16 protein-coding genes are annotated in these 17,746 nt (G+C 65.3%); 12 read left to right on the top strand and 4 right to left on the bottom strand.

Features of this window, described 5'->3' with window-relative positions; translation table 11 throughout:
• Nucleotides 1-115: 115 nt before the first annotated feature.
• The 3 genes from SB786_RS18980 to SB786_RS18970 are packed head-to-tail and all read left to right on the top strand — an operon-like array spanning nt 116 to nt 4,766.
• On the top strand, nt 116-853 hold the full coding sequence (locus SB786_RS18980; RefSeq protein WP_410728786.1) for an OmpW/AlkL family protein: 738 nt from the start codon (nt 116-118) through the stop codon (nt 851-853).
• A 54-nt stretch (nt 854-907) separates the two neighbouring features.
• Nucleotides 908-3,886 (top strand): molybdopterin-dependent oxidoreductase, encoded by a 2,979-nt coding sequence (locus SB786_RS18975; RefSeq protein WP_410728785.1) that lies wholly within the window; start codon nt 908-910, stop codon nt 3,884-3,886.
• A 10-nt stretch (nt 3,887-3,896) separates the two neighbouring features.
• On the top strand, nt 3,897-4,766 hold the full coding sequence (locus SB786_RS18970) for a 4Fe-4S dicluster domain-containing protein (protein WP_410728784.1): 870 nt from the start codon (nt 3,897-3,899) through the stop codon (nt 4,764-4,766).
• Nucleotides 4,767-4,855: 89 nt separating this feature from the next.
• Here the strand turns inward: SB786_RS18970 and SB786_RS18965 are convergent, their stop codons facing one another.
• The gene (locus tag SB786_RS18965) at nt 4,856-5,776 is read right to left on the bottom strand and encodes a LysR family transcriptional regulator (protein ID WP_410728878.1); all 921 of its coding nucleotides are present in this window, start codon (nt 5,774-5,776) and stop codon (nt 4,856-4,858) included.
• A 110-nt stretch (nt 5,777-5,886) separates the two neighbouring features.
• On the opposite strand from SB786_RS18965, the gene SB786_RS18960 reads away from it, so the two are divergent.
• The 6 genes from SB786_RS18960 (at nt 5,887) to SB786_RS18935 (ending at nt 11,565) form a co-directional block, all read left to right on the top strand.
• Complete coding sequence (locus tag SB786_RS18960) at nt 5,887-6,624, top strand: SDR family oxidoreductase (RefSeq protein WP_410728783.1); 738 nt, start codon at nt 5,887-5,889, stop codon at nt 6,622-6,624.
• 57 nt (nt 6,625-6,681) lie between these two features.
• Nucleotides 6,682-7,764, top strand: coding sequence for an alkene reductase (locus SB786_RS18955; protein ID WP_410728782.1), 1,083 nt, complete (start codon nt 6,682-6,684; stop codon nt 7,762-7,764).
• 382 nt (nt 7,765-8,146) lie between these two features.
• Complete coding sequence (locus SB786_RS18950; RefSeq protein WP_410728781.1) at nt 8,147-8,983, top strand: alpha/beta fold hydrolase; 837 nt, start codon at nt 8,147-8,149, stop codon at nt 8,981-8,983.
• A gap of 250 nt (nt 8,984-9,233) precedes the next feature.
• Nucleotides 9,234-9,872, top strand: coding sequence for a TetR family transcriptional regulator C-terminal domain-containing protein (locus tag SB786_RS18945; RefSeq protein WP_410728780.1), 639 nt, complete (start codon nt 9,234-9,236; stop codon nt 9,870-9,872).
• Between the two features lie 45 nt (nt 9,873-9,917).
• Complete coding sequence (locus SB786_RS18940; protein WP_410728779.1) at nt 9,918-10,901, top strand: MDR family oxidoreductase; 984 nt, start codon at nt 9,918-9,920, stop codon at nt 10,899-10,901.
• 85 nt (nt 10,902-10,986) lie between these two features.
• On the top strand, nt 10,987-11,565 hold the full coding sequence (locus SB786_RS18935; protein ID WP_410728778.1) for a peroxidase-related enzyme: 579 nt from the start codon (nt 10,987-10,989) through the stop codon (nt 11,563-11,565).
• 130 nt (nt 11,566-11,695) lie between these two features.
• Here SB786_RS18935 and SB786_RS18930 read toward each other — a convergent pair whose 3' ends face one another.
• Nucleotides 11,696-12,565, bottom strand: coding sequence for an SDR family NAD(P)-dependent oxidoreductase (locus tag SB786_RS18930; protein WP_410728777.1), 870 nt, complete (start codon nt 12,563-12,565; stop codon nt 11,696-11,698).
• A 174-nt stretch (nt 12,566-12,739) separates the two neighbouring features.
• A complete protein-coding gene (locus SB786_RS18925; RefSeq protein WP_410728776.1) occupies nt 12,740-13,318 on the bottom strand; it encodes a TetR/AcrR family transcriptional regulator in 579 nt (192 codons plus the stop codon).
• 203 nt (nt 13,319-13,521) lie between these two features.
• Here SB786_RS18925 and zwf point away from each other — a divergent pair, with 203 nt between their 5' ends.
• Nucleotides 13,522-14,997, top strand: coding sequence for a glucose-6-phosphate dehydrogenase (gene zwf, locus SB786_RS18920; RefSeq protein ID WP_410728775.1), 1,476 nt, complete (start codon nt 13,522-13,524; stop codon nt 14,995-14,997).
• Between the two features lie 120 nt (nt 14,998-15,117).
• On the opposite strand, the gene SB786_RS18915 is transcribed toward zwf, so the two are convergent.
• Complete coding sequence (locus tag SB786_RS18915; RefSeq protein ID WP_410728774.1) at nt 15,118-16,062, bottom strand: LysR substrate-binding domain-containing protein; 945 nt, start codon at nt 16,060-16,062, stop codon at nt 15,118-15,120.
• A 112-nt stretch (nt 16,063-16,174) separates the two neighbouring features.
• On the opposite strand from SB786_RS18915, the gene SB786_RS18910 reads away from it, so the two are divergent.
• Together SB786_RS18910 and SB786_RS18905 are read left to right on the top strand one after the other, a co-directional pair.
• Nucleotides 16,175-17,377 carry an MFS transporter gene (locus tag SB786_RS18910; RefSeq protein ID WP_410728773.1) on the top strand — a complete coding sequence of 401 codons (1,203 nt, stop codon included), beginning with the start codon at nt 16,175-16,177 and terminating at the stop codon, nt 17,375-17,377.
• 29 nt (nt 17,378-17,406) lie between these two features.
• A complete protein-coding gene (locus SB786_RS18905; RefSeq protein WP_410728772.1) occupies nt 17,407-17,730 on the top strand; it encodes a MoaF-related domain-containing protein in 324 nt (107 codons plus the stop codon).
• Nucleotides 17,731-17,746 lie beyond the last annotated feature (16 nt).

The raw sequence follows: 17,746 nt of genomic DNA, 5'->3' as shown, positions 1-17,746 counted from the left end.
TGAAGGAGCGCGGCTAGCCTGGATCGCACCAACGTCGCAAGCAGATCGCCGCGCTCAATAAGGTATCCAAATTAGTTTTCATTCATGAAACGGTTCGAGACAGAGGAGACACACGATGAATTTCAGGCGGACGACGAATGTCGCAGGCGTGGCGGTTTTTATCTGCTCGGCTTTGCTTGCCGACGATGCACAGGCACAGACGGCCGGAAGCATCACGACATCGGTAGGATGGCTACACATCGCCCCACAGGGCAACGCAACGCCCCTGATCGTGCAAAGCGTCGGCGGCGTAACGGTGAATCAGGAACTGGCCGGTAGCGGCGCACATGCCAGTTCGACGGATACGCTCGGCATTACCACCGAGTACTACGTCACCGACAACTTCGGCGTCGCGATGCTGTTTGGAATGCCGCTGAAGGTAAATCTGATTGGCGACGGGACGTTGCAGAAGTACGGCACGCTCGGCACGACACGGCCGATGCCGCCCGTGATCGAACTTCGATACCACCTGTTTTCTGCAACATCGAAATTCCGGCCGTACCTGGGCATTGGCGCGAACTATACGTGGTTCACCCAGGTTCGAGCAACCAATAGCCGGTTCGTCTCCGACAGCTTCGGGCCGGGCGGCTCGGCGCGCGCGACGCTCAGCGCTTCTTGGAACCCCGTGTTCGAGATCGGGGTGAATTACGCGGTGACAAGACACTGGTCTGTCGGAACCTCCGTCAACTACATGCCGGTGAAGACCCACCTCACGTTATACGGACAGACCGCGACGGGGACGCAGATCGTTTCCAAATCGACGCTCCGGCTCAATCCCGTCAGCGTTTTCCTGAACGTCGCCTATACGTTCTGACGAGCACGCACGGATGCCAGCCCCCCGCATCGAAGCAACACAGAGGATTGAACGATGAAACGACAGGTTCTCAAGACCATTCTGTTTGCCTTGCCGAAGGTTCTGGACCTGACGGCGCGCCGCTTCCCCGCCTACCGGGAACGGCTCAAGGAGCACAATCTCGTCGCGTGGATCGGGCTCATGGATCAAAGCATGGGTCGCGTCATCGAGTTCAGGAATGGCCGCATTCGGTCGCGCGCCGGCAAGCACCCGCGGCCCGACGTGCGCATGGCCTTCAAGGATGTCGCCACCGCCCTGAAGTTTCTTTCCCCCCGCCCGGACCAAGGCGAAATCATCCATGCCGCCAAGAACTTCAAGGTCGTCACGGAGGGCGAGGACGAACTGCTGGTCTGGCTCATGCAAACCCTGAGCATGATGCGTACCGTCGGTCTGCCGATGGGCACGCCCATGCGCGACGGCACCCGACGCTACACCACCTGCACCAATGGCGGGCCGCTGTTCGTCTACGTCAAGGATGGCCGCATCGTCCGCGTGACGCCGATCGAGCTGGACGATACGGATGCGTCAAGCTGGGTGATCGAGGCACGTGGACGCCGCTTCAGCCCGCCACGGCGTGGCTTGGTCGCGCCGCACGCGCTGACGCTCAAGTCGCTGGTCTACTCCGACAAGCGCATCCTTCACCCGATGAAACGGGTCGACTTCGACCCCGACGGCGAGCGCAATCCCCAGAACCGCGGCAAGTCCGGGTATGTGCGTATCAGCTGGGACGAGGCCATGGACATCGTCGCCAACGAGATCAACCGGCAGAAGCGCGTTCACGGCCCCGGTTCCATCACGTTCCCAATGTCGTCTCATCATCAGTGGGGCAACGTGGGCTACTACCTCAGCGCGCTGACGCGCTTCGCCAACCTGATCGGCTTCACGCGAGTCGCCGCGAATCCGGACAGCTGGGAAGGCTGGTACTGGGGCGCCATGCACCATTTCGGCAACTCGATGCGCGTCGGCGTGCCCTCCGGCTATGGCGGCCTCGAGGACGCTCTCAAGGAAACCGAAATGATCGTCTTCTGGTCCTGCGACCCCGAGAGTACCAACGGGGCCTACGCGGGATTCGAGGGAACGCCACGCCGTCTGTGGGCCAAGGAACTCGGCATCGAGTTCGTTCATATCGACCCGCACTGCAATCCGACCGCGCAGCTGCTGGGCGGCCGCTGGATCCCGGTCCGGCCGCAAACCGATGCCGCGCTGGCTACCGCGATCATGTACGTATGGGCCGTGGAAGGCCTGTACGACAAGGATTACGTCGCGACGCGCACGACCGGTTTCGACGATTGGAAAGCCTACCTGCTGGGCGAAGCCGACGGTACGCCCAAGACGCCAGAGTGGCAGGAGAGCGAGACCGGCGTGCCCGCCAAGGACGTCCGCGCCCTTGCGCGCCTGTGGGGAAACAAAAAGGTTCATCTCGCCGTCGGGATGACCGGCGCGGGATTCGGTGGCGCGGGCCGCGGGGCGACCGGGGCGCAATGGGCGCGCTGCATGATCATGATGATGGCCATGCAGGGTTGGGGCAAACCGGGGGTGAATTTCGGCTGCCTCGAAATCGGCGTCCCGCACGATCTCCAGTTCTACTTCCCCGGCTACGCGGACGGCGGCATTTCAGGCGACCTGGCGTGGACCGCCAATGCGGTGGACAACTACCAGCGCATGCCGCACATCCTCACCATGAATCCTGTCAAGCAGATGGTGCCGCGACAGCAGATGCCCGATGCGATCATCAACGGTCACGCCACCGGTTATCTGTGGGACGGCATGTCCCAGGAAGCGCAGTTCGCGCCGTTCACCTACCCGATGCCCGGCTATTCACCGATCCACATGATCTATCGCTATGGCGGGTCGTCGTTCAGTACCGTGACGAATTCCGGACGCTGGACGCAGGCCTATCGGCACTCGAGCATCGAGTTCGTGGTCAATCAGTCGATCTGGATGGAAGGCGAGGCACAGTTCGCCGACATCATCCTGCCCGCGTGCACGTCGCTGGAGCGTTGGGACATCGGGGAATGGGCGAATTCGGGCGGCTACGCCCACCACGGGTATGGCACGGTCAACCATCGCATGCTGACAATGCAGCACAAGTGCATCGAGCCTTTGGGCGAGTCCCGCTCCGACTACGACATCTTCACCGCCATCCTGATTCGGTTGGGCCTGGGTGGCATTTTCACCGAAGGCTGCAGCGATCTCGACTGGGTCAAGCGCGTCTTCGACTCGTCGGATCTGCCCGATCATATTTCGTGGCGCGAATTCTGCCGCAAGGGCTACTTCGTCGTGCCGCCCGAAAAACCCGAGCTTCGCCATCCCGTGGACATGCGTTGGTATGCGGAAGACCGGAGAAAGGACCTGCCGGAACCTCATCCGCTGCCGTCACAGTTCTCGGAGAAATTCGGCAAGGGCCTGCAGACGCCAAGCGGCAAGCTGGAGTTCGTGCCCGAGTTGCTGAAGCGGCACACGGCGGACAATCCCGAGCGGCCGCCGCTCAACCGGTATATCCCCTCCTGGGAGGGCCTGCGCTCGGATCTGGCTCGGCGCTATCCGCTGCAATTGATCGCCACCCACAGCCGTTACAGCTTTCATACCCATTGTGACGGCAAGAACTCCGCGGTGAACGGCATCGACGATCATCGCGCGCTGATCGCGGGGCACCGATTCTGGCTGCTGAGGCTCAATCCGGCCGACGCCGCCGTTCGACGCATTGCCCATCGGGACCTCGTCAAGGTGCACAACGACCGCGGCGCCGTGATCTGTGCGGCCGATGTCTCGCCGCTCGTGAACGCCGGCGTGGTGAAGTCCTACGAGGCGAGCGCCGAATTTCAGTTGATCGAAATCGACGGCGAGCAAGTCGAGATTGGCGGCTGCATGAACATGCTCACCCCTGACCGGCCGCAGACCGCCGGCACCAGCAGCATGAGCCCGAATTCCTGCCTGGTGCAGGTCGAGAAATGGCGCGGTGCCGAAGCGTTCATGCTCGGTCGCGCAGCGTGAGGAATGTCAAATGAGCAAGTGGAACCTGATTATCAAGGTCGGGCGTTGCGAGAACTGCCAGAACTGCGTGATCGCCACGCGCGACGAACACGTCGGCAACGACTTTCCCGGTTACGCCGCGCCCGCCTCGGCCAACGCCGAGAGCCCCATCCGCATCCTGCGTCGCGTACAGGGCGCCGCGCATATGGTCCGGACCACTTATTTGCCGGTCATGTGCAACCACTGCGACGACGCGCCCTGCATGCGGATCGGAGGCGGCGCCATTCGCAAGCGTGCCGACGGCATCGTCATCATCGACCCGGACAAGGCACGAGGCCGAAAGGACATCGTCAAGGCCTGCCCTTACAAGGCAATCGTCTGGAACGAAGCGTTGCAACTGCCCCAGATCTGGATCTTCGATGCGCATTTGCTCGACCAGGGTTGGCCCCGCCCGCGTTGTCAGCAGTCGTGCCCCACCGATGTCTTCGAGACGGTCAAGCTCGATGACACGGCGATGGCCGAGAAGGCCCGACGGGAGGGACTCAAGGTATTGCGACCCGACCTGAGCACGAAGCCCCGCGTGTGGTACAGCGGCCTCGAGCGCTGGGAAACGTGCTTCGTCGGCGGAAGTATCAGTGTCCAGCCAGGAGACGCGGTCGAGTGTGTCGCGGATGCGGTCGTCGCGTTGTACTACGGCAATCTGCAGATCGCGGAAACGGTCTCGGACGGTTTCGGTGATTTCCGCTTCGATGGCCTCGCCAAGGGCAGCGGCGCCTACAAAGTCAAAATCCGGCATGCGCTCGGCACCGCCTGGCGCGAGTGCCGATTGGGCGAGAGCGTGTACCTCGGAGAAATCAGGCTCAGTCGGTCGAAAAGCGCCGTGGCGATCGAATGCTCGTGATCCGGGGCGGCTGAACGCCGTGGGACTTCCACAGATTTCCGGCGCGCCGCCTTACCGCGGCGCACCATCTGAACATCATCGGACAGGCGTCACTTGTCGGCCGCATACGCAGCAAACACCTTCGTCAGGTGTGCGACGAATGCTTTGACATTCGGGCTGCTGCGCCGGCTCTCCGGCCACAGCGCCGTGATCGTGGAGCGCGGTTCGACGAACTCGGTGAGGACCGGCACAAGCTCCCCGCGCTTGACGTAGGACGCGGCCACATAGGCGGGTGTAATGCCAACGCCTCCGCCGGCGACCATCACGGCGGCGACGGCATCGCTGGTATCGACGACGATGCCGGCGTCAGGTATCAGATCGAGCGATCCGTCACCGGTGACAAAATTCCAGCGATAGACCTGTCCTGAACTTTGAAAGCGGAAATTCACACAATCGTGATCCACGAGGTCGTCGGGGTGTTTGGGGACGCCGCGCCGGGCCAGATAGTCGGGGGATGCGTAGGCGCCGATATGGTGAGGCGAAAGCTGGCGCGAGATCAAGCGAGAACCGGTTAGATCTCCTACTCGAATGGCCACATCGACGCCTTCGCCGACCAGATCGACGAAATGGTCGCCCAGGCGCAGGTCGATGGACAGCTTGGGAAAGCGCTTTCGAAACGCAGGTAGCGCAGGCGCGATCAGATGAATCCCGATCGGGAGCGGCGCGGTCACTTTCAGGATGCCGGCCGGCTCGGATCGCGCCGAGACCGCGGCCTGCTCGATGGCCTCCATTTCCGCAAGCAGGCGCAACGTGCGTTCATGCAGTTCGCGCCCCTCCTGGGTCAGCGTCAATGATCGGGTGGTCCGGTTGAACAGTTTGAGCTCGAAGTGCTGCTCGAGACGCTGGATGCTCTTGCTCACCGCGGACGGTGTGACGCCGAGCGCCCGAGCGGCGGCCGAATAACTCCCTAACGAGGCCGCACGGCTGAATGCAATGAGACCCGTCAGGCGGTCCAGGCTGATTTGTTCCATGGCGGAATGATTGAAGAGAGTTTGGCGCTGGTTATCAATATCAATCGGCAAGTATAGAGTGCTGTCCAAGACGCCGCATTGGGCTGCGTCAGCCGACAGGACCTACTTTCATGACCACCGATTTCGCCGCCCGTTCACTCGATAACCAGTCCGTCCTCATCATCGGCGGAACCTCCGGCATTGGCCTTTCCGCGGCCAAACAAGCGAAGGCAGCGGGGGCGAACGTCACCGTGATCGGGTTCAACGCCGAGGGCGCCGAACGCGTCGCCGCCGAGAATGGTTTTGCGGGTTGGCGCGCCGCCGACGTGACGAAGCCTGAGACCCTCACCGCGGCGCTGGCCGACATCGCACACGTCGACCATCTCGTCCTCCTCGCTGGCACTTTCGTGGCAGGCAAGGTGCTGGAAGCGGATGTCGATTATCTGCGTCGGGCGTTCGACGAACGTGTGTGGGCAGCCGTGCACACGTTGCGCACGCTCGGCGATCGCCTGGCCGCCGATGGCTCCATCACCTTCATTTCGGGCGTGCTGGCCGACCGACCCAATGCGTACGGCACGGCCATTCTTGCGTCGGCGTCCGCCGCGATGGAAGCGCTGGCCCGGGGTTTGGTGCTTGAACTGGCGCCGCGCCGCGTCAACACCGTCTCGCCCGGCACCACCGACACGCCGCTGCTGGCCCGCACGCTCGGCGACGGCCGCGACGCGTACGTGAACGCATTGAAAGAAAAATTGCCGCTGCATCGTCTGGGTACCGCCGACGAAGTGGGCGCCGCGGTGGTGTTCCTGATGAGCAACGGTTTCATGAACGGCGAGACGATCCACGTCGACGGCGGCTCTCGTCTCGTGTGATGTGGCCTGAAAGGCTCGCGGTATTTCCACGCTGACAAGGAACAAGAAGGAGGTTTGGTGCCTACGCTGTTTGATCCCATTCGACTGGGCGCGATCGAAGCGCCCAACCGTATCCTGATGGCGCCCATGACACGTGCGCGGGGAACACGCGAGCACGTGCCCACCGCGATGATGGCGGACTACTACCGTCAGCGCGCATCCGCAGGTCTCATCATCTCGGAGGCAATCGGCATTTCCCGGCAGGGGCTGGGTTGGGCCTACGCCACCGGACTGTGGACGCCTGCCCAGGTTGCCGGCTGGCGAAAAGTGACCGACGCCGTGCACGAGGCGGGTGGTCGCATCGTTGCCCAGCTCTGGCATATGGGCCGCGTGGTGCATCCGAGCTTTCTCGATGGCGCGCAGCCTGTGTCGTCGTCCGCCACGACTGCACCGGGCCAAGCTCATACCTACGAAGGAAAGCAGTCCTACACGCCGGCGCGCGCACTGTCGACGAACGAAATTCCAGCCGTGATCGAACAATTCGCCGCCGCTGCACGTAACGCACTGCAGGCCGGCTTCGACGGCGTGCAGTTGCATGCGTCGAACGGCTATCTGATCGACCAATTCCTGCGAGACAGCGCCAACTTCCGCAACGACGCGTATGGCGGCTCGATCTCCAATCGGCTCCGGTTTCTCATCGAGGTAACCGAGGCTGTCGCGGATGTCGTGGGAGCCGATCGCACCAGCGTTCGCCTGTCTCCCAACGGCGAAACCCTGGGCGTGCGTGATAGCGATCCGTTGCCGCTGTTCATCGCGGCCGCCGACGCGCTATCGACGGTAGGGATCGCGTTCCTGGAACTGCGTGAGCCGCCACTGAACGGCAGTTTCGGCGTCGGCTATCTCGACCCGCTCGCGGCGCGGATCCACCCGGCTTTCAAAGGACCGCTGGTGCTCAACTCGGATTTCGACGCGGCCCGGGCCCAGGCGGAACTCGACGCCGGGATTGGCGATGCCGTTGCTTTCGGGCGCCCTTTCATCTCGAATCCGGATTACCCGCGCCGTCTTGCCGACGCGATTCCGCTTGCGTCGAACGACCCGACGACGTGGTTCACGCAAGGGGCGGAGGGTTACGTCGATTACCCGAGCGCGACGTCGGCTTGACGACACCTTGCGTGACAGAGTTCGAGGCCGAACGGCGCCATCGGAAACGACGCACTTGCCGATCCGGTCGCGTCCGTTGATGGCCGCTCGCGGACGCGGATTCTCACCCTCGCGGTGCTCGCGGTGGTATCCGCGGCAATCGTGCCGCGCATGTCGACATTCACATCGTCGATATCACCGTGCGAAATCCGTGGCCTTGGTCGCATTTGCTTTTGACGCCACCAATCACGAAGCCGAACTGCCGAGCGTGCCCATCACGCGGGGGGCTTTTCGCCTGCATCCCGCATTCGCGACGCATCGACCGCTCGACGCCGCCCCGGCCGCTACGGCTACATTCGCAGCAACCGTTACCTCCCTGCAACCGTACGAAAGGAAAACCATCATGTCATTCGTTACCACGCAAGACGGCGTCCAGATTTTTTACAAGGACTGGGGCCCCAAGGATGCTCAGCCGATCGTCTTCCATCACGGCTGGCCGCTCTCGTCGGACGACTGGGATGCCCAGATGTTGTTTTTCCTGTCGAACGGGTATCGCGTCATTGCCCACGACCGGCGCGGACATGGGCGCTCGGCGCAAGTCGCCGAAGGTCACGACATGGACCATTACGCAGCCGATGCGTTCGCCGTGGTCGAAGCGCTGGATCTCCGGCATGCAGTGCATATCGGTCACTCCACCGGCGGCGGCGAAGTCGCCCGCTATGTCGCGAGACACGGCGAGCCGGCCGGGCGTGTCGCCAAAGTGATACTGGTCAGCGCGGTGACACCGCTGATGCTGATGACGCAGGCCAACCCCGACGGGGTGCCGATCGAGGTATTCGACGGGTTGCGTGCCGGCACGGCGGCCAATCGCGCTCAGTTTTTTCTCGATGTGCCGAGCGGCCCGTTTTACGGATTCAATCGAACCGGCGCGAAGATCGATCAAGGCGTCATCCAGAACTGGTGGCGCCAGGCCATGATGGGCAGCGCCAACGCGCATTACGAGGGCATCAAGGCGTTCTCGGAGACGGACCAGACCGGTGATCTCAAGGCGATCAGCGTGCCGACGCTGGTGCTGCATGGCGAAGACGACCAGATCGTCCCCTATGAGAATGCCGCGCTGAAGGCCATCAAACTGCTCGCGAACGGCACATTGAAGACCTATCCGGGCTACGGCCACGGCATGCTGACGGTCAATGCCGACGTGCTCAATGCAGATCTCCTCGCTTTCGTGAAGGCTTGAAGATTCTCCTATCGATTCGCAATCCGATGTTTCAGCGTGACGAGGCCGGGGAAGCGCATTCCCGATGACGGGTCGCTTCCCGGTCGACGATGACCGACAGCCACGCGTTCGGGAAAGCGCTCAGCTACGGGGACCGTGGCCGCATTGTCGACCGATGGCCGGGTGACATCTCACCGAAGATCCGGCACGTCGTCGGCCATGTCGGAGAGCGAGCCATTGATTTTTGAGACGAACGGTCTATTATTCGCCCATGGACGTTCGAACTGATCCGCCTCGCCGCCGCGGCAGGCCACCGAAGCAGCACGAAGACCTCGTCGCGACGCGCGACATGCTGTTGCGCACCGGGCTGGAAGTGCTCACCGAGAAGGGCTTTTCGGCCACGGGGCTCGACGAGATCCTCGGGCGCGCCGGCGTGCCCAAGGGCTCGTTCTATCACTACTTCGACAGCAAGGAGGCGTTCGGCCTCGAACTGATCGATCGCTACGCGGACTTCTTCGCCCGCAAGCTGGACCGTCATTTCAGCCAGCCCGAGCCATCGCCGCTGGCACGCGTGCGCGCATTCGTCGACGATGCGCGCGACGGCATGGCGCGCCATGAATACAGCCGCGGCTGCCTGATCGGCAACCTCGGCCAGGAAATGGGCGCGCTGCCCGACAGTTTCCGTGCGCGTCTGCGCGCGACGTTCGAGGACTGGCAACGCCGGCTGGCCGCGTGCCTGGCCGCCGCCCAGCAAGCCGGCGAACTCGCCGATTCGGCAGACCCCGCCGAGCTGGCCGCATGCTTCTGGATCGGCTGGGAAGGCGCCGTGCTGCGCGCGAAGCTCGAACGCAGCGACGTGCCGCTTGCGCTGTTCGCGCAGTTTTTCTTCAATGGATTGCCTCGCAGCTGAATTTTTTTGCCATTAACTAGACGATCGGTCTAAAAAGGAGGACGGATGTTCCAGGGCATCGTGATCGACAAGGACGAAACCGGCCAGCACGCGCGGCTGCAGACGCTGGACGACGCGCAGTTGCCTGCGGGCAACGTGACGATCCGGGTCGGCTATTCGACGTTGAACTACAAGGACGGGCTGGCGATCACCGGCAAGAGCCCGGTGGTCCGCAAGTTCCCGATGGTGCCGGGCATCGATCTGGTCGGCGAGGTCGAGCACAGCACGCATCCGGATTACCGCGCGGGCGATCGCGTCGTGCTCAACGGCTGGGGCGTCGGCGAAACGCACTGGGGCGGCCTGGCCCAGAAGGCGCGCGTCGACGGCGACTGGCTGGTGCCGCTGCCGTCCGCGTTTTCGCCGCAGCAGGCGATGGCCATCGGCACGGCGGGCTACACCGCGATGCTGTGCGTGATGGCGCTGGAACGGCACGGCGTGCGCCCGGACGATGGCGAGATCGTGGTGACCGGCGCGGCAGGTGGCGTCGGCAGCGTCGCCATCGCCCTTCTCGCGCGGCTCGGCTATCGCGTCGTCGCCGTGACCGGCCGCCCGGCCGATGCCGACTACCTGCGGCAGCTCGGCGCGTCGGACATCCTCGACCGATCGCAATTCGGCGCACCGGGCAAGCCGCTGGGCAAGGAACGCTGGGCCGGCGCGGTCGACGTCGCGGGCAGTCACGTGCTCGCCAACGTGTGCGCGACCACGCGCTATCGTGGCGTGGTGACGGCCTGCGGCCTCGCCGCCGGCATGGACTTTCCCGCCACCGTCGCGCCGTTCATCCTGCGCGGCGTGACGCTCGTCGGCATCGACAGCGTGATGTGCCCGCGCGCCGAGCGGCTGGACGCATGGCGCCGGCTCGCGTCCGATCTCGATGTCGAGAAGCTGGGCGCGATCGGTCATCAGGTCGGACTGGGCAACGCCATACCGCTTGCCGAGGAACTGACCGCCGGCAAGATACGCGGCCGCATCGTCGTGGACGTCAACGCATGACGCCGGCACAGGCAACCCGTCGTTTCATTTCCGGCCGGCGGCTCGCGCGTCGCATTCGCCCGTGCCACTTTATCCAGGAGACCTCATGACCGCTGCCAACCACGCGCCCGTCAGCCGCTTTCCGGTGCCGGCGCTCGACGACCTGCCCGACGACATTCGCGAACGGATCGCCGCCGTCCAGGAAAAGTCGGGCTTCATCCCGAACGTGTTCCTCACGCTCGCGCATCGCCCGGACGAGTTTCGCGCGTTCATGGCGTACCACGACGCGCTGATGGACAAGCCGGGCAACCTCACCAAGGCCGAACGGGAAATGATCGTCGTGGCCACCAGCGCCGTGAACCAGTGCCAGTACTGCGTGATCGCGCACGGCGCGATCCTGCGCATTCGCGCGAAGGATCCGCTGATCGCCGACCAGGTCGCGACCAACTACCGCAAGGCCGACCTCACCGTCCGGCAGAAGGCGATGCTCGACTTCGCGATGAAGGTTTCGCAGACCGCGCACCTGGTGGGCGAAGCGGACTTCGACACGCTGAAGTCGCATGGCTTCACCGAAGAGGACGTCTGGGACATCGCGGCGATCTCGGCATTCTTCGGGATGTCGAATCGCCTCGCGAACGTGACGAACATGCGGCCCAACGCGGAGTTCTACGCGCTGGGGCGCTGAGCGCGTGCGCCGGCCTCGGTCGGCGCAGCACGATTCGCCGAGCCGGACGCTGGAACGGCGCGACGCCGAGACGGATGTCGCGGTGCCGACGTGCCGGCTCACGGCAAGCAGGAGCAGGTCAGCGCTCGCTTCACGCCTTCAACGTCTGCAACCCGTCCGGCAGCGTCGCGTCAGGGAACATCGTCGACAGCGTCGCGTCCCGCCACCGTGCCGCCTCCTCCGCGCGCTGCGTTTCCGCCTGCTCGCACACGAACAGCGCATCGCTGCCGAGCAGCAGACGCATCGGCACGTCGTCGCGACGCGACAGCTCGACGATCAGCGCCGCGATCCGTGCGGGATCGCCGACCTCGTGGCCGCCGTACGTACCGAGCACTTCGAGCATCTTCCCGACCGATGGCTGATAGTCGGGCAGCAGGCCGTCGACGTGGCGCTTCGCCTGCGCGGCCCATTCGGTGCGCATCCCGCCCGGCTCGAGCGTGCACACGCGCACGCCGAACGGCGCGACTTCCTTCGACAGCACGTCGCTGAACCCGCCGACCGCCCACTTCGCGGCCTGATACGCGGACAGGCCGACCGTCGCCGTGCGCCCGCCGACAGACGACACCTGGAAGATGTGGCCCGCGCGTTGCGCGCGCATCGTCGGCAGCACCGCGCGCGTCAGGTTGACCACGCCGAACAGGTTCGTTTCGATCTGGTCGCGGAAGGCGTCGGCGCCCATCTGCTCGAACGGCGCCGTATGACCGTAGCCCGCGTTGTTCACCAGCACGTCAATGCGTCCGAACGCGTCGCGGGCGGCGGCCACGGCATGCGCGGCCGCCGCTGCGTCGGTCACGTCGAGCTCGATCGGCAGCAGCCGGTCGCCGTACCGCGCTTCCAGATCGGCGAGCCGCGCCGGATCGCGCGCACCGGCCACCAGCCGGTCGCCCGCCGCCAGCACCGCTTCGGAGATCGCATGCCCCAGGCCGCGCGCGGCCCCTGTCACCAGCCAGACTTTCGACATTTCCATTTCTCCGTAAAGTTGAAACCGCCAAAATGAATGATTACTCACTCATTAATATGGGCGCTGAACCGGTCGTTTTCACCGTGCAGCGCCCTGCCTGAAACCGCCTTCCATTCGTCGCGGCGACGCCCGAACCGAACGCGCCGCCCCTCATCTCTCTACAACTCGCCGCTATCACACCGCGTGCAGCACGGCCCACAGCGCGCGAAACCCGGCTTCCCGGTACGCATCGGCCCGCGCCGGATCGCGTGCGATCGACTCCATCGCCGTTTCCGCGATCGACGTGAACAGCGCCGTGCAGAACGCATGCGCGTGGTCGGCGTCGAGCCCGCCCGCGGCGGCACGCTGCGCGCGCAGCAGCGCGGTGATCGCGCCGAAGCCTTCGGTGCCGGCCGCGCGATGCGCGTCGTCGATGCGGCCGCTCACGTCGAGCTGCCGGAGCGCGCGCTGCCCGTGCGGATCCGCGATGCCCCACGACACATAGCTGTTCCACACATGCCGCATGGCCTGCTCGGCCGGCGCATGCTCCGGAAACCCGGTGATCATCGCGTCGCGCAGGTCGGCCTTCAGGCTCAGGTACAGCGCGTTCAGCAGCGCATCCTTGGTCTCGAAATAGGTGAACACCGTGCCTTCCGCGACGCCGGCGAGCCGCGCGATGCGCGCGGTGGTCGCACTCGCGCCGTCCTCCGCGAGCGCGCGGGCGGCCGCGGCGAGGATGGCGTCGTGCTTGTCGGGACTGCGCGGTCGGGCCACGTTCGATTCCTTTAATGAGTGAGCGCTCAATCATAATCGCACCCACGGCTGGACGGCAAGCCCTGTTACATACGGGGGAACCCATCCGCAATTGGTCAAAAGCGTGCACTATTAGCGTTTTCACGTACTGGCGCGCCAACGCACCGGCGGCCGGCGCTTCGACGTTCGTTCCACGCTCACCCGTTTCAGACCGCGAACCACTCATGACGAATCAGCCCAACCAGACCGAAGCCGACCAGCCCGTCGACATGATCATCTTCGGCGGCGGCGGCGACCTGGCCGCCCGCAAGCTGTTGCCCGCGCTGTACATGGCGCACCTGCACTGCAATCTGCCGCCGCAGACGCGCATCATCGCGGTCGGCCGGCGCGACTGGGGCATCGACGGCTACCGCAAGTTCATGGACGAGCAGTCGCGCCCGTTCATCGACGAGAAGGCGTTCGACGCCGGTGCGTGGGCCCGTTTCCTCGACCTGTTCAAGTACGTGCTGATCGACGTGAACGCGCCGGAAGACTACGCGCGGCTCGCCGAAGCGGCGCGCGCCGACGCGATCCACGTGTTCTACCTGTCGACGTCGCCGGAGCTGTTCACGACGATCTGCGACAACCTGTCGGCCGCGCACCTCGTCGATGCGCGCTCGCGCGTCGTGCTCGAAAAGCCGCTCGGCCACGATCTCGCGTCGGCGCAGGCGATCAACGATGCGGTCGGCCGGCATTTCGCGGAATCGCAGATCTACCGGATCGATCATTACCTCGGCAAGGAAACCGTGCAGAACCTGATGGTGCTGCGCTTCGGCAACCCGATCTTCGGGCCGCTGTGGCAGGCGCCGAGCATCCGCAGCGTGCAGATCACGGTGGCGGAGACGGTCGGCGTCGGCAGCCGCGCAGGCTTCTACGACCATACCGGCGCGCTGCGCGACATGGTGCAGAACCACCTGCTGCAACTGCTGTGCATCGTCGCGATGGAGCCGCCGGTGTCGCTCGACCCGGACGCGGTGCGCGACGAGAAGCTGAAGGTGCTGCGCTCGCTGCGGCCGATGGCGCTGTCGGACGTCGCGCGCGATACGGTGCGCGGCCAGTACACGGCCGGCGCGGTCGACGGCCAGCCGGTCAAGGGCTATCTCGAGGAAGACAACGTACCGGCGGACAGCCACGCGGAAACCTTCGTCGCGCTGCGCGCGCACATCAACAACTGGCGCTGGGCGAACGTGCCGTTCTTCCTGCGCACCGGCAAGCGGCTGCAGCGCCGCCAGTCGGAGATCGTGATCGAGTTCGCGGACATGCCGTTCTCGATCATCCCGACCGGCCCGCGCCACTACAGCAACCGCCTCGTGATCCAGTTGCAGCCGGAAGAATCGATCCAGCTGCAGATGCTCGCGAAGGAGCCGGGCAGCGGGATGAAGATGGTGCCCGTGAGCCTGAACCTGGACCTGCAGCAGGCAATTCCGGAACGGCGCGCGGAAGCCTACGAGCGGCTGCTGATCGACGTGATCCGCGGGCGTCTCACGCACTTCATGCGCCGCGACGAGCTCGAAGCCGCGTGGTCGTGGGTCGAGCCGATCCTCAACGGCTGGAAGCAACTCGGCGACCGTCCGCGCCTCTACACGGCCGGCACGTTCGGGCCGGCGGCCTCGTCGGCGCTGCTGGCGCGGGACAGCATGTCGTGGTCCGAGGAAGCCTGACCACGGCATGACGGCAGGCCCGCGGCGCACGCGCCGTGCGGCATGCCGGATCACACGGGGCGCCGGATCGGGCGCCCGCCCCCAGCCCCCGGCCGCCTGCCACCTTCCAGCGCTCCACTGTTACAGCGGCTCCATCCACGCGGCCTTGCGCCGCGCCGGCGCCCCGCTTCCGCCGCTGCCACCGCCCAGCACCTCGATCATGTAATCGACGAACGACGCGATCCGCGACGAAATCGCGGTGTTCCGGTAATACACCGCGTTGATCGGCTGTTCGACGTCGAGCGTCTGCCGTGCGAGCACCTGCACGAGCCGGCCGGCCTCGCGATCCTGCGCGGTCATGAAATCGGACAGACAGACGACGCCCGCTCCCTCCAACGCGAGCTGCCGCAGCGTCTCGCCGCTCGACGACCAGATGCCGGGCTCGATGCGGCACGGCTCGCCGTCCGTGCCGAGGATCGGCCATACATTCAGCGATTCGGGCTGCGTGAAGCCGAGCAATGTGTGCTTGGCGAGATCCTCGACCTTGCGCGGCTGGCCGTGCGCTTCGATATACGCCGGGCTCGCAAGGATGCGCAGCCGGCTGTTGCCGATGCGCCGGCTGTGCAGCGTCGAATCCTTGAGCCGGCCGATGCGGATCGCGACGTCGGTGCGCCGCTCCAGCAGGTCGATGATCCCCTCGTTGCTGTTCAGCTCCAGTTCGACCTTCGGGAACCGTTCGCGGTAGCCGTGCACGAGCGGCACGATCACGTGCAGCATGAACGGCGTCGCGGCATCGACGCGCAATCGCCCCGACGGCATCTCGCGCCGCGCGAGCATCTGCTCCTCGGCGTTCTCGACCGATTCGATGATTGCCCGCGCATCCTGCAGGAACGCACGTCCTTCCTCGGTCAATTCGAGCCGGCGCGTGGTCCGGCGCAGCAGCGTGGTCTTCAGCTTCTCCTCGAGCCGCGCGAGCGTGCGGCTCGTGGCCGACACGGTGAGGTCGAGCTGCTGCGCGGCCGCGGTGATCGAACCGGAGTCGACCACGGCGGCAAAGGCCTGGAGTTCGTCGAGTGTGATCTTCATTGCTGGATTGTTGATCCAAAATCAAAACAATTTGGTTTATAGACCCATTTTTCCGCAAAAGTAAAGACGGCACACTGCGCTCCATCGTCACCGGACCCTGGAGCCCCCCGTCATGCCACTCGCCCTGCTTGCGCTGACCATCAGCGCGTTTGCCATCGGCACCACCGAATTCGTGATCGTCGGGCTGATCCCGACGATCGGCGCCGACCTCGGCGTCAGCCTGCCGTCGGCCGGCCTGCTCGTCAGCCTCTATGCGCTGAGCGTCGCGATCGGCGCGCCGCTTCTCACCGCGCTCACCGGCCGCGTGCCGCGCAAGACGCTGCTCGCCGCGCTGATGGCGCTGTTCACCGTCGGCAACCTCGTGGCCTGGCAGGCGCCGGGCTACGAATCGCTGATCGTCGCGCGCGTGCTCACCGGCCTCGCCCACGGTGTGTTCTTCTCGGTCGGCTCGATCATCGCAACCACGCTCGTGCCGAAGGACAAGGCCGCCAGCGCGATCGCCACGATGTTCAGCGGGATGACGGTGGCGTTCGTCGCCGGCATTCCGCTCGGCACCTTCATCGGCCAGCACTTCGGCTGGCGCGCGACGTTCCTGGTCGTCGCGCTGTTCGGCCTCGTCGCGTTCGTCGGCGCGGTCGCGTTCGTGCCGCGCGGCCTCCCGCGGACGCCGCCGGCGCCGCTCGCCCGCCAGTTCCGCGTGCTCGCCCAGCCGCGCCTGCTGCTCGTCTATGCGATGACGGCGGTCGGCTACGGCGGCTCGCTGATCGCGTTCACCTACATGGCGCCGCTGCTCGAACAGATCGCCGGCTTCACGCCGTCGCAGGTCAGCCTCGTGCTGGTCGGCTACGGCGTGTCGGTCGCGTTCGGCAACGTGTGGGGCGGAAAGCTCGCCGACCGCGTGGGCCCCGTGAAGGCGCTCAAGCGGATCTTCCTGTTGCTCGCGATCGTGCTGCTCGCGCTGACCTTCACGGTGCACGTGAAGTGGCTCGCGGTGCTGACGATGCTCGCTTGGGGCGCCGTCGCATTCGGCAACGTGCCGGGCCTGCAGGTGTACGTCGTCAAGCAGGCGCGCCACTTCGCGCCGGACGCCACCGACGTCGCGTCGGGCTTCAACATCGCCGCGTTCAACCTCGGCGTCGCGGGCGGCTCGTCGCTCGGCGGCCTGATCGTCGCGAACGTCGGCCTCGGCCATACGCCGTGGATCGCCGCCGCCGTCACGCTCGGCGCATTCGCGCTGACCGCGTTGAGCGGCCGTCTCGACCGCGGCCAGGGCTTGCCCGAACGCACGGCCGAACCCGTCGAACTCGCCCATTGAACGTCACTTTCCCGCAGGAGCGCATCAGCATGAACGTATCGACCCAACGTCCGCCGTTCGCCGGCAGGACTTTCGAAGTCCGTTACGACGGCCTCGCCGCCCTCAACGCGTATGACGAGGACGGCCTCCACATGCGCTACGAGATCACCGAAGGTGCGTACGCCGGCGCGAAGGGCGAAGTCGCGTACACGTGGCGGCACGTCGCCGGCGAGACCTACGCGATCTCGTGGCAGGAAGCCGACCGCGCAACCGTCGTGCACCTCGACGATTTCACCGCCGGCACGTCGCGCGCGTTCTTCACCGCGGCTTCGCTCGATTTCCACCGGCTCGAAGGCAGCCTGCGCGCACGCTGAACGGAGCGACCCGACC

This window comes from Burkholderia sp. SIMBA_062 (genome assembly GCF_046534765.1).
In the GTDB taxonomy this organism is placed as follows: domain Bacteria; phylum Pseudomonadota; class Gammaproteobacteria; order Burkholderiales; family Burkholderiaceae; genus Burkholderia; species Burkholderia ambifaria.
Note: the sequence above shows the minus strand (reverse complement) of the source record. Positions and strands in the feature narration are given on the sequence as shown.